Here is a 12,669-nt window from a genome sequence, read left to right as displayed (position 1 = left end):
AATTGTCAAGTCGAGCGCAGTCGAGACTTAATTGCACCTCTATTCTACATCATCTCTCGACTGCGCTCGAGATGACACGCATTTCAAATTAGATTACCAATCAATAGGTTCTTTTCCCATTTGAGCCAGCAACGCATTCGTCTTACTAAAATGTTGATTCCCGAACCACAATCCACGATTAGCACTTAAAGGTGATGGGTGTCCAGAAGTTAAAATATGATGCTTGGATTTATCAATCAAACTTGATTTTTTCTTCGCAAATCCACCCCAAAGCAAAAACACAACACCCTCCAATTCACTGGAAACTGTTTTAATCACCCCATCGGTAAATTGTTCCCACCCCTTTTTCTGGTGACTTCCAGCCTCATGAGCCCGCACAGTAAGGGTTGCATTCAATAACAACACCCCTTGGTCAGCCCATCGTTCCAAGTTACCGCTCTCAGGATACGGTTTTTGCATATCCACTTTAATTTCTTTAAAAATATTGACCAAGGATGGTGGATGTGGGATCCCATCTTTCACCGAAAAGCAAAGTCCATTCGCTTGATTTGGACCATGATAAGGGTCCTGCCCAATGATTACCACTTTGGTTTCATAAAACGGGCAGTGGTCAAAAGCAGAAAAGATATCTTTACCCTTTGGGTAACAAGTGTTTTGGGTGTATTCCTGTTTTACAAAAGACGTAAGCGCGTTAAAATACGGTTGTTTAAATTCATCATCCAACTGTGTTTTCCAACTCGGCTCAATACTAACTTCCATATGCTGCTTTACTTCTTTTTGGTCAATTTATAGATCAAGTAGCCAATACCTGCAACAAAATGCAGTATAATAACAGCTGCAATAATATAGGTTACGGTATTGTCGCTTCTCATACGCTTTAATTTATTCAATAGTCTCAAAAGTACACATTGCAATGCTTTTTGCTGAAATGGCTACCATCAAAAATGCATCAAAATCCTATATTTGCGCTGCTAGCAGAAAAAGATGCAGAACATTCACCCCAAAACACTTCAAGATCTCGAATTTCCAACGGTACTTACCCAAATTGCTGCACGTTGCAATACCGAATTGGGTAAAGAGGATGCCTTGACCCTAAAACCGTTCAAGCAAAAAGAAGAGCTGATGCATGCTTTGGGCCAAACCTCCGAGTATCTGGCCTCTTTTTCGAACGACAACCGCATTCCCAATCATGGTTTTGACCAAATCAACAGTGAGCTGGGTCTTTTAAAGATTGACAACAGCACATTGGAGATTGCTGGGTTCCGAAAAATTGGAAGCATCTGCAAAACCGTGGCGATACACCAGAAATTCTTAAAGAAATTCAAGGAATACTATCCCCTGCTTTTTGAAAAAGTTGATGCACTGGAACTGCACCCCGAAATTCCACAAGCCATTGACGGCGTTATAGATAAGTTCGGCGAAATTATGGATTCCGCTTCCGATGAATTACGTTACATTCGAAGTCAAATCAATGAGGTACGCAGTAAAATCAACCAAAGTTTTAATGCTGCTCTGGGCAGATACCAATCTCAAGACTTACTGGATGAAATTCGTGAGTCCGTAGTGGAAAACCGTCGCGTATTGGCCGTAAAGGCCATGTACCGCAAAAAAGTAAAGGGAACGGTGATGGGCACTTCCAAAACGGGAAGCATAGTGTACATTGTTCCTGAAGCCACACTTAAATATACCCGAGAGCTGGGCAATCTGGAGTTTGAGGAAAAAGAAGAAATCCAACGTATTCTGAACACACTCACCGACGAGATTCGACCCTACTTGGAATTGCTTCGGGAATACCAGAACTACCTGTCCGATATCGATATTACGGCTGCAAAAGCTAGGTACGCCAGCGATATGGATGCGATTCTACCAGAAATTAATGAGGAAAGGGAGTTGTACCTCAGGGATGCGTTTCACCCACTACTCTATTTATCCAATAAGAGAAAGAACGAAAAGACCTGGCCACAGACTATAAAACTGCACCATGAAAACCGAATCATCGTGATTTCAGGGCCAAATGCAGGTGGAAAAAGTATCACCCTAAAGACCATCGGACTGCTTCAGGTGATGTTGCAAAGTGGTATGTTGATTCCAGTTCATGAACGTAGTTCCGTATGTTTTTTTGATAAGATTTTGACAGATATTGGAGATAATCAATCTATTGAAAATCATCTAAGTACATACAGTTATCGACTTAAAAACATGAACTCTTTCTTAAAGAAGTGCAATGATAAAACTTTGTTCTTGATCGATGAGTTTGGTACGGGTAGTGACCCCGAATTGGGAGGTGCTTTGGCGGAAGCTTTTTTAGAAGTCTTCTATGAAAGGAAAGCTTATGGCGTTATCACCACCCACTATGCCAATTTAAAAGCTCTGGCCAACGAATTGCCCCATGCTACCAATGCAAATATGTTGTTCAACTCCAAAACCTTGGAACCCACATTTCAATTGGTGTTGGGTGAAGCAGGAAGCTCCTTTACGTTTGAAGTAGCCCAAAAGAACGGCATTCCCTATTCGTTGATCAATAAGGCCAAAAAGAAAATTGAGCGCGGAAAGGTTCGTTTTGATGCCACTATTGCCAAGCTTCAAAAAGAACGCAGCAAAATGGTGGAGACTGGCTCCAAACTCAAGGAAGAGGAAACAAAAGCCCGCGAAGAATCCGAAAGACTGGAGATGCTCAATACCAAAATCAAATCTAAGTTGGAGAGCTATCAAGAGTTGTACGATCATAACCAACGGATGATTCAATTGGGTGATAAAGTGAACACGGCTGCCGAAAAATACTTCATCAATAATAAAAAACGTCCGTTGATTTCGGAATTGCTACGTATTGTGGAAACCGAAAACAGCAAGCGTAAAAAAACCACCGCCAAAAAAGCCAAAGCCCAACAGGAGGAAAAGAAACAGGTAGCCCAAGAACTCGAACAAAAAATCAAAAAGGTTCGGGTGGAGAAGAAAATCCAGAAGAAAAAGGAGATTCAGGCCGAAAAGAACAAACCACGCCCCAACTTTAAAATCGGAGACCGTGTTCGTATGATGGACGGCAAGGCTGTTGGCACCATTGACACCTTGGAAAAGGGCAAAGCAGTGGTAAACTACGGTATTTTCACCACCAATGTGAGTGTGGATCAATTGGATTTGGTGGAGGCCAAGAAATAGCCAATGTCATCGTGATGGATGCTGAGCGTAGTCGAAGCACCCGTTACAACTTCAATTTCCCTTGTCATTCCTGCGAAAGCAGGAATCCACTACTGATTCCTTATTTGGATTCCGCGTCAAGTGCGGAATGACAATACACCTTTTTCAAGTAGTTTTTTGTCTTTTTATTTTTGGCTGTTGAGCGCCCGACAAGTTCTGCATGCTGAGCGTAGTCGAAGCACCGTAAACATCCTATTTTGTCTTTTCGAACCAAGCTTTGCGAGCGTGAGAAAACTAACCCAAAAGAGATATCTCAATCGGCACTTTGTGCCTCGTTTCGAAATGACTAATGTCATTCCTACGCCCCGTACTTCAACGTGATAAAAAAGCAGGAATCCACTACTGATTCCTTATTTAGATTCCGCATCAAAAGTTAATTCTTGGTTAAGATGTCTGTTTTTGTGCGCAAGAATAAAAACGAGGCATATTTTTGAATTGTGTTCGAAGCCATTAGAAACCATACCCTAACCAAATTCTTTTGGGCCTTGCTGGGACTATATTTCCTAAACTCCAGTGTGGACACTCCTGATGCATATCCTGATTACATCCCTGAAGACCTAAGCTATAACGACCAAGAAAGTATTTTGGAGTTTGTTGTGGAAAAAATGTTGGGTTATGAAGAGGCTTTTGAAGAACACGATGAACCTGACTCCGAAGAGCACAATAAAAAGAATAACGGCAAAATCAACTTTTTTGTTGATGCACATAATGAGTCAAATTCTCAAAATTTCAATTTGGTTTCCAAAAGGAACAACTTCGATTACGCGTCTGCTTTTTTAGCCAATGGCTTCCTAAACATAGATACACCCCCACCGAAAGTTTGATTTGTTTTTAACCTCCAATCTCTTGTATTGACCAAGTACAGGGCTACTTTATTATAATTTAAAACAAATCAAAATGAATATCATTAAACCAATGATGTCAATCTTTATATTGACATTCACTTTATATACCCGTGCTCAAACAGATTCTAACTCCTTAATTGATCACAAAGAAGAAAATGAATTACCCCCAAAGGTTTTACACGCTGAACCCCTATATATTGACCTTATTCGAGATTTAGGCGCTAGAAAAGGTGAAAAGGAATGGAACCTTGGATTGGGTTTAACCGACAACCTGAATTTTGACAGTTATGAAGCCTTAATCGAATACGAATGGGCGCCAGCCGATAGATTGGGACTTGAAGTGGAGCTCCCTTTCACTTTTTATACTCCTGTGGGTGATGCACCAAGGGAAGCTGTTCCCTCCAACAGATTAAATAGTATTAAAATTGCTGGGCAATGGTCCTTTTTAGTCAACGAACCCATGGGAATGTCCATGGCCATTGGCTACATCAACGAGTTTGAATTATCTACTTTCAGGGAGTTTGCACAGCCTTTTATCACGGGAAATGTGTACAACCCCTTTTTGGTGGTTGCCAAAAGATGGGGAAGCAACTTTCATTCTTTGGTGTACACGGGTCCCATGATTGCACAAGAGTTCAGCACCAACGAATTCCATACCACTTATGACATCAATACCAGTATCCATTATATGATTTCAGGTACACGAAATTTTATTGGTGTGGAGTTTAATAAAACTCTGGCTTCACATGATTTTGATATGACCATTCGACCTCAAATGCGGGTGGGAATTGTAGACAACCTCATGATTGGAATTATTGCAGGAATTCCCGTAAGTCGCGAAAATGAACGTTTCAGTTCTTTTCTAAGGTTGATTTGGGAACCCAAACATAAATAGAGTTATTTTTTCAAGTTTAAAATTGTAGCGCGGAGCGGAAAAATAGACTTTCTCGCTCTGCGCTATTTTCAACTAGTAAACTTTATCATTAATCATAGCAATAACACGAATTAACACTCAAATTCCAGAATCTTATACCCACTCTTGAAAAACCAAACGTTTTCAATGGCATTTTTTCTATCTTGTTGTGCAAATAAAAATTACCAACCTGTAACAACAACATGAAAAAAACAAACTCCTCAAAAAGTAGAAGAAATTTCATCAAAAATACCGCACTGGCCTCCAGTGTTTTTATCGTGCCACGCCACGTTTTGGGTGGACCTGGTTTTATAGCCCCTAGTGACCGTTTGCACATTGCAGCCATTGGAGCTGGTGGTAAAGGTGCCAGTGATATTGCAAATGCATCCGTAGACGGACGTGAACGCATCGTTGCGCTTTGTGATGTGGATTTTTCAGGGTCCGCTAAGCGTTCTGTGGAGCGTTTTCCAAAGGCAAAGCTATTTAGCGATTATCGCGAAATGTTGGATAAGATGAAAGGTATTGATGCAGTGACCATCAGTACTCCAGACCATGTACACGGCCCAGCGGCATCCTATGCTATGGAACGAGGCAAACACGTTTACGTTCAAAAACCGATTACCCACAACATTCGTGAAGCTAGAATGCTCACTGAAATGGCCCGCGAAAAACAAGTGGTGACCCAAATGGGGAACCAAGGAGGTTCCAATCCACTTTTGGGTATGGTACAAGAATGGGTTGACTCAGGTAAATTGGGAAAGATTTCAAAAATTGAGGTTTGGACCAACCGCCCAGTTTGGCCACAAGGCTATGCCTTTCCATCACCAGACCCTGAAAGCAAACCTGCCGATTTCAACTGGGATTTATGGTTGGGGCCAGCTCCGATGAGGCCCTACACCCCTAACCTGCATCCATTTAATTGGAGAGGTTGGTGGGATTATGGTACAGGTGCTTTGGGAGATGTAGGTTGTCACTTATTGGATATTCCATACCGAACTTTGGGTCTTAAATATCCTACTTCTGCAGAATGTAGTGTGGGCACCGTATTTTCTCAAATGTGGACACCAGATTACAACCCTGAAGGTTGTCCAGCGTCTTCCTTTATTACTTTGACATATGAAGAAACTGAAAAAACAGGTTCACCAGTGACTATGACGTGGAGCGATGGCGGTATCCGTCCGTCCCACCCTCCCATTATCCCTGCCGATGATGATATTGGAGGTCCAGGAAGTTACAACGGCGTATTGATCCATGGTGAAAACGGGGTGATTTCCACCAACATTAACGATAGTTCTCCTTTGACTCCAAAATTATACTTGAACGATGGCACCCGAATCTTCGGCCCTGAAGTGGAAGAAATGGAAGAGCCAGAATATGGCCACCAACGCAAATGGGTGGATGCCTGTAAAGCTGGATTTGGAAGCGAGGAACACCTTGGGTTGACCTCATCCTTTGATTATGCTGGACCAATGACCGAAACCGTACTTATGGGTAATTTGGCCATTAGAAGTTACATGTTGCGCAGGGAAAATGCCGAGGGCAATATGGAATTCTACGGTCGTAAGAAACTGCTTTGGGATGGCGAGAACATGAAAGTCACCAATTTTGATGATGCCAACCAGTTTGTGACCCGTACCTACCGTGAGGGTTGGGAAATGTAATCCATCAAACCTTATAAATTACAAAGGGCCGCTCAATGCGGCTTTTTTGGTAGATAACCAAATGTTTGTCAACCACTTATTGGATTGTTTTGTAAATTAATCCAAAATAGCCAACACTATCCAACCTCAACCATGCTGAAATTCTTTAGAAAAATCAGGCAGGATTTACTTTCTGAGGGTAAAACCAAAAAATACCTTCAATATGCCATCGGCGAAATTATTTTGGTTGTCATCGGCATCCTGATTGCGCTACAAATCAACAATTGGAACGAAAACCGCAAAGATGACCAAATGGAGATTGAGGTACTTCGAGAGATAGCTGAAAACCTCGAAGAGGATATTCTTTCATTGGAAAATGATGTGTACTTGAATCAAGGGGCCATTAAAAATATCCATATCCTTGAGAATGCACTAGAAAACGTCGAAACAGTCCCAGATAGTTTAAAACGTAGGTTTGGCTTGGTTACATTTAGTGCCACTTACACCTTAAAATGGAGCGGTTACAAAAACCTTTCCAATATTGGGTTTCATATTCTTGCCAATGACTCCATTAGAGAATCCATCACCAACCTTTACGAAACCTATTATTCCTTTATCAAGGAACGGGAGACTTCCGCCAAAAAAACCACCTACGAATACGTAATACCCAGATACCTTGAATATTTTGAAGACCTAAAAACAGAGAGAAATACTTCAGGCTCCATTCCCTCGAAACTCTATTCCCCAAAAGACTTTATTGCCCTGAAAAATGACCCTGAATTTTTAAGGCTGCTTCATTACAGCGAGCAAATTAAAGAGGACAATCTTTATGATCTAGGACTGACTCTAGATCAGATAAAAAATACAAAGACCCTAATAGACACCTACCTAGAACGTATCGATTAACATTTTAAGCAAAGCCAATATTCAATGCCTAAATTCTTTAGAAAAAACCGACAGAAAACAATTCTAGAAAATATAATCACCAAATACATTTTATATGCCATTGGGGAAATAATACTTGTGGTAATTGGTATTTTAATTGCCGTAAACATTAACAATTGGAACAACAAACAAGAGGACCGACAAACCGAAATAACGCTTCTTAAGGAAATTAAAAACTCATTACTATCCAATTATAAAGCTTTAGATTTCGCTATTGAGTTGGAAACTGAACAACTGGAGCATGGGAAATTTCTATTGAACCATTTAAAAAATAAGCGTCCTTTTAATGATACCATAGTATCCTATTTATCCATTCCTCTGATCAGTTATCAAAACTCCTATAACAATGCTGCTTTTGAAAATTTAAAATCTGAAGGTCTGCCTTATATTTCCAATGATTCCTTAAAGCTCGATATCTCCTTTATTTATGAAACTAGATTAAAATCAATTTTTACTGATTTCCCTGCAGAAATGGAAAACATTATTTCTAATACGTTCACCCCATTTTATATAAAAAACTTTGTGTTTGAGTCCCTAGAAGATGATGCATTATTGACTATTCCAAATAATTATGACGAATTGATTAAAAACCAGGAAATGTCCAATATTGTTTCTGTAGCGATAAGTATGAAGACATTCGCCATTGCTCGGTATAGAAATACCCAGAAATATGTAAAAAGATTACATGACAAGATACATGCTGAGATAAAAAAGCTTGAATCTCTTTAAGTCATAAAAAATGTACCGATTTAGAAAAAACGTTTTTTACATTCTCCCCATGCAACCTTAATGAACTGAAATTCAATAATAAAAGCTTGTATTCAAAACTTATTTCATCGAACTTAGTAGGGTTAGCTATAAAACCTTTAAACACTAAACACTATGAAAAAAGTATGTGCCGTAATATGGGTGCTATGCCTTTTAGCTACCTCTTGCAAAAACAGCTCTAAAGAATCATCAGAGCCAACCGTTGAGTTCTCCACAAACCTTTACTTCAATGGGGATATTTTAACCATGGAAGGTGATACACCAACCTATGCGGAAGCATTGGTCGAAAAAGATGGTAAGATTGCATTTGTAGGCACCAAAGCAGACGCCTTGACCCAATTTACCGATGGAATAAACCAAATTGATTTAAGCGGCAACACCCTAGTTCCTGCGTTTTTGGATGGACATGGGCACTTCTTTAGCGTTGGTTTCACTGCACTTTGTGCAAATGTTTTACCTCCACCTGATGGACCTGGTGCGGATTATTCGTCAATTGTAAAGACTTTAGTTGAATATAAAGATTCAGAAGCGGGCAAATATCTTATCAATAAAGTGGGCTGGATTGTTGGCAATGGTTACGATGATTCCCAATTAGCTGAAAAAGACCATCCCAAAGCCACTGATTTGGATAAAGTAAGCACGGAATTGCCCGTACTTATATTGCATCAATCTGGACATTTGGGCTCCATCAACACCAAGGCCATGGAGATTTTGGGGTACAACAAGGACACCCCTGACCCTGAAGGTGGTGTTTTGAGACGTGATGCCGAAGGAAATCCGAACGGCGTTTTGGAAGAAGCCGGATTATTTAATGTTTTATTCCCGCTATTAGGCAAAATGGATACGGAACTGGCCATGCAGTGCATACAAAAAGGACAGGAAGAATACGCAAAAAAAGGATATCTCACTGCCCAGGACGGCAGAACCACAACGGATCAGGTTGCATCGTTGATCGCAGCAGCAGAAAACAATGCCTATTTTATTGATGTGGTCGCCTATCCCGACATTACCCTTGGAACAGATTACTTGGAAGAAGGTGATTATGTCCCCACACATGCGTACAAGAACAAATTTAAAATTGGTGGCGTAAAACTCACCCTCGACGGGTCGCCCCAAGGAAAAACCGCATGGCTTACTGATTGTTACTTTAAAAATCCTGAAGGCAGAACAGGCTGCTACAAAGGCTATCCCGTGATGACCGACGAAGCAGCCATTGGGCACGTAAAAACCGCCTTTAAAAACAAATGGCAAATACTTTGTCACAGTAATGGAGATGCCGCCATTGATCAATATTTAATGGCAGTGAAAGCTGCAGAGGATGAATTTGGCTATCCCGACCACAGAACCGTGCTGATTCACGGTCAAACATTAAGAAAAGACCAAATTCCTGATTTGGTTGAACTTGATATTTATCCCTCCCTCTTCCCCATGCATACCTTTTATTGGGGCGATTGGCACAAAGAGTCCGTTTTGGGCAAGCCACGGGCCGATTATATTTCTCCATGTAGGGATGTACTAGATGCGGGTTTAAATTTGACTTCCCACCACGATGCACCAGTAACATTCCCTAATTCTATTCGGGTTTTAGATGCTACGGTAAACCGAGTGACTCGAAGCGGTCAAATTTTGGGCCCTGACCAACGGATTTCAGCTTATGAAGGATTAAAAACACTGACCATATGGGCAGCCAACCAATATTTTGAGGAAGACACCAAAGGTACATTGACCGAGGGTAAACTGGCAGATTTGGTGATCTTGGACAAAAACCCATTAAAAATAGACCCCTTGGATATTCATACCATCGAGGTGTTGGAATCCATAAAAGAAGGCCAAACTGTTTTTAAAAAATAGTCAGCCCCCAACCAAAACCAATACATGAAATTATTTCGAAAAACCAGAAAAAAATTAGTGGATACCCATCGAGTTAAAAAATACCTCTTATATGCCATAGGTGAGATCATACTAGTGGTCATTGGAATTCTTCTAGCACTGCAAATCAATAATTGGAATGAAAACAACAAACAACAAAGGGAAGTGGAAAATGCCTTGGTTGAAATTAAAAATGATCTCCTATTAGACCAAAAGGTTTTACACGATGCCCTGAACCGTAAGAATGAAGAATATCACAAACAACAAACGGTGATTGACATTTTGGACCATAAAAAGGCAATGGTCGAAGATTTTGATAAGCTCTTGGGGTACTTAATGCTTAAACACAATGTTGAATTCACCAAAAACGGCTTTGATTTACTCAAGGATATGGGCATCGGCAAAATTAAGGATGATGGGTTCCGCAGTAAACTAACCTCCTATTACGATCTTTCATTACCCAGAATTCAGGCCGAAATAGATGATGACACGAATGAGTTTCAATCCATTTGGCTGCCCTACGTGCGTGAGCATTTTTCAGATTGGCTATTTGAAGCATATGGAACCCCAAAAGACATGGATTCTTTTTTAAATGATGAATTTATCCTGATCAGCTTAAAAGTGAACCTTGGAAATGCGGATGGCACCATAGAGGCTATGGAAAAAGCCTTGCTCGAATCCCAGGAACTCGTGGCTATAATTGATGAAAAACTACCCAACCAATGATTAAATTCTTTAGAAAAATTAGGCAACGTATGTTGACAGAAAATCAATTTACCAAATACTTGTTATATGCTTTGGGGGAAATCATTTTGGTGGTCATTGGAATTCTGCTTGCTCTTCAAATCAATAATTGGAACGAACACCGAAAGGAAGAAACCAGTAAGAAAAAATTGATGCTCAACATCAGAGCAGAACTGATGGAAAATAAATTGAGAATGGAACACCATATCCTCGGTTTGCACACTAGCAATGCAATTCTGAATAAGGTGCTCCAATTCTCCACGGGATCTTTACATATTCCCATGGATAGCCTAAAACTGTATTTAAATGACATGCAGCACAATGGCGAATTGGCCATTCTAACTTCTGTTCAGGAAGAAGCCATCTCATCAGGGAAATTTGTTATGTTGAGTGACACGGTCAAACAAAACCTCTCCATACTAAAGGATTATATGGAATCGAGAAATGCTATCCAAGATCGAGGGAGTCTATTGTACACCAATGACATTGATAATAAATTCGACAAGCTTTGGGCGAAATTAGGTTTGGTATTTGAACTTCCTGAGCAGTTAAAGACTCTTCCGTCAATTCCCATACACCCAGATTTTAAGTTATCCGATGATGAAATTGCAGCTTTGGTTAAAGACAGTGAAACCTACATGGATCTATATAGGGTTTATCAAAACCAGCACAGCGATGAGATTTGGGTAAAGTTTGGTCTTGAAACGATCACAAACAGAACCATTGATTTGATAAATAAGGAATTAAAAGAAAATTAATCCTTTGAAAAACTTGACTCGCTGACTAGAACTTTCTAAAAACAAAACCAACCCAATATGATCAACCAAACCAAATTAATACTAACTGTCATTTTTTGCTACTGCATAACAGCCTGTCAACCAAAACCAACCCCAAAAGAAGCGTTGGAAACCAAAATCCGTACACAAATCGATTCTATTGAAGGAGATGTGGCTGTGGCATTATTGAATCTAGCAGAACCATCGGATACCCTATTCATAAATGAAAGTGAAGAATTTCATGCCGCAAGCACCATGAAAGTGCCCGTAATGATCGAGCTTTTCAAACAACAGGCTTCAGGAAAAATCAATTTGAACGATTCCATTTTATTGATCAATGAATTTAAAAGTATTGTGGACAGCAGTCCGTACAGCATGGATATTGGAGACGACAGTAATGATGTAATTTATAGCAAGATCAACACTAACGTAGCACTCAAAGATTTAATGTACAGCATGATTACCGTGAGTAGTAACTTGGCCACCAATGTGTTGATCGAACTGGTGGATGCCAAAAAAGTTACCGCCACCATGCGGGATCTGGGTGCCGATAAAATAGAAGTGCTACGAGGCGTCGAGGACCAAAAGGCCTATGATCTGGGGTTGAGCAATTCCACCACCGCCAAAGATTTATTGATCATCATGCAGGCTATTGCCACCAATAAAGCAGGAACCGAAACCGACTGCGAGGCCATGATCAATATTTTAAAAGACCAACAATTCAATGAAATTATTCCGCATGAATTACCTGATAATGTTGAAGTGGCCCACAAAACGGGTTCTATAACAGGCGTTCACCACGATGCTGGGATTGTGTATTTGCCAGATGGGCGAAGCTATGTGCTGGTCCTGCTCTCCAAAAACCTAAAGGATTTTGACAAGGGAACCGAACAACTTGCAGGCATTTCAAAAACCATTTATGATTATTTGATGGAACAATAATCTTAATTTTTTCAACCTAACCACTAACCAAA

At 40.3% G+C, this 12,669-nt stretch carries 11 protein-coding genes; 10 read left to right on the top strand and 1 reads right to left on the bottom strand.

The features are described from left to right. Positions 1 to 93: 93 nt before the first annotated feature. Positions 94 to 759 (bottom strand): uracil-DNA glycosylase, encoded by a 666-nt coding sequence (locus BLQ18_RS12025; protein WP_090296287.1) that lies wholly within the window; start codon positions 757 to 759, stop codon positions 94 to 96. Between the two features lie 225 nt (positions 760 to 984). Here BLQ18_RS12025 and BLQ18_RS12020 point away from each other — a divergent pair, with 225 nt between their 5' ends. The 10 genes from BLQ18_RS12020 to BLQ18_RS11975 all read left to right on the top strand — a co-directional run bounded on the left by BLQ18_RS12020 (position 985) and on the right by BLQ18_RS11975 (position 12,637). After that, positions 985 to 3,156 (top strand): endonuclease MutS2, encoded by a 2,172-nt coding sequence (locus BLQ18_RS12020; protein WP_090296282.1) that lies wholly within the window; start codon positions 985 to 987, stop codon positions 3,154 to 3,156. 476 nt (positions 3,157 to 3,632) lie between these two features. After that, positions 3,633 to 4,019 carry a hypothetical protein gene (locus tag BLQ18_RS12015; protein WP_090296278.1) on the top strand — a complete coding sequence of 129 codons (387 nt, stop codon included), beginning with the start codon at positions 3,633 to 3,635 and terminating at the stop codon, positions 4,017 to 4,019. A 73-nt stretch (positions 4,020 to 4,092) separates the two neighbouring features. Further along, positions 4,093 to 4,935 carry an HAEPLYID family protein gene (locus BLQ18_RS12010; RefSeq protein ID WP_090296275.1) on the top strand — a complete coding sequence of 281 codons (843 nt, stop codon included), beginning with the start codon at positions 4,093 to 4,095 and terminating at the stop codon, positions 4,933 to 4,935. Between the two features lie 221 nt (positions 4,936 to 5,156). After that, positions 5,157 to 6,614 (top strand): Gfo/Idh/MocA family protein, encoded by a 1,458-nt coding sequence (locus BLQ18_RS12005; protein WP_090296270.1) that lies wholly within the window; start codon positions 5,157 to 5,159, stop codon positions 6,612 to 6,614. 132 nt (positions 6,615 to 6,746) lie between these two features. Next, positions 6,747 to 7,499, top strand: a complete 753-nt coding sequence (locus BLQ18_RS12000; RefSeq protein WP_090296266.1) for a DUF6090 family protein — start codon at positions 6,747 to 6,749, stop codon at positions 7,497 to 7,499. A 24-nt stretch (positions 7,500 to 7,523) separates the two neighbouring features. Continuing rightward, positions 7,524 to 8,267: a DUF6090 family protein gene (locus BLQ18_RS11995; RefSeq protein ID WP_090296263.1), complete on the top strand. Its 744-nt coding sequence runs from the start codon at positions 7,524 to 7,526 to the stop codon at positions 8,265 to 8,267. A 153-nt stretch (positions 8,268 to 8,420) separates the two neighbouring features. Continuing rightward, entirely contained in the window at positions 8,421 to 10,157 is a 1,737-nt protein-coding gene (locus BLQ18_RS11990) for an amidohydrolase (protein ID WP_090296258.1), read from the top strand. A 24-nt stretch (positions 10,158 to 10,181) separates the two neighbouring features. Continuing rightward, on the top strand, positions 10,182 to 10,901 hold the full coding sequence (locus BLQ18_RS11985; RefSeq protein ID WP_090296254.1) for a DUF6090 family protein: 720 nt from the start codon (positions 10,182 to 10,184) through the stop codon (positions 10,899 to 10,901). Next, positions 10,898 to 11,677 (top strand): DUF6090 family protein, encoded by a 780-nt coding sequence (locus BLQ18_RS11980; RefSeq protein ID WP_090296249.1) that lies wholly within the window; start codon positions 10,898 to 10,900, stop codon positions 11,675 to 11,677. Before BLQ18_RS11985 ends, BLQ18_RS11980 begins: the two co-directional genes overlap by 4 nt. Positions 11,678 to 11,734: 57 nt before the next feature. Continuing rightward, positions 11,735 to 12,637: a serine hydrolase gene (locus BLQ18_RS11975; protein ID WP_090296244.1), complete on the top strand. Its 903-nt coding sequence runs from the start codon at positions 11,735 to 11,737 to the stop codon at positions 12,635 to 12,637. Positions 12,638 to 12,669: the final 32 nt, after the last annotated feature.

It is taken from the genome of Flagellimonas zhangzhouensis (assembly GCF_900102925.1).
GTDB lineage: Bacteria > Bacteroidota > Bacteroidia > Flavobacteriales > Flavobacteriaceae > Flagellimonas > Flagellimonas zhangzhouensis.
Note: the sequence above shows the minus strand (reverse complement) of the source record. Positions and strands in the feature narration are given on the sequence as shown.

Coding starts and splice junctions, on each gene's coding strand:
- BLQ18_RS12025 (WP_090296287.1), bottom strand. CDS start 759: ATGGAAGTTAGTATTGAGCCGAGTTGGAAAACACAGTTGGATGATGAA.
- BLQ18_RS12020 (WP_090296282.1), top strand. CDS start 985: ATGCAGAACATTCACCCCAAAACACTTCAAGATCTCGAATTTCCAACG.
- BLQ18_RS12010 (WP_090296275.1), top strand. CDS start 4,093: ATGAATATCATTAAACCAATGATGTCAATCTTTATATTGACATTCACT.
- BLQ18_RS12005 (WP_090296270.1), top strand. CDS start 5,157: ATGAAAAAAACAAACTCCTCAAAAAGTAGAAGAAATTTCATCAAAAAT.
- BLQ18_RS12000 (WP_090296266.1), top strand. CDS start 6,747: ATGCTGAAATTCTTTAGAAAAATCAGGCAGGATTTACTTTCTGAGGGT.
- BLQ18_RS11995 (WP_090296263.1), top strand. CDS start 7,524: ATGCCTAAATTCTTTAGAAAAAACCGACAGAAAACAATTCTAGAAAAT.
- BLQ18_RS11990 (WP_090296258.1), top strand. CDS start 8,421: ATGAAAAAAGTATGTGCCGTAATATGGGTGCTATGCCTTTTAGCTACC.
- BLQ18_RS11985 (WP_090296254.1), top strand. CDS start 10,182: ATGAAATTATTTCGAAAAACCAGAAAAAAATTAGTGGATACCCATCGA.
- BLQ18_RS11980 (WP_090296249.1), top strand. CDS start 10,898: ATGATTAAATTCTTTAGAAAAATTAGGCAACGTATGTTGACAGAAAAT.
- BLQ18_RS11975 (WP_090296244.1), top strand. CDS start 11,735: ATGATCAACCAAACCAAATTAATACTAACTGTCATTTTTTGCTACTGC.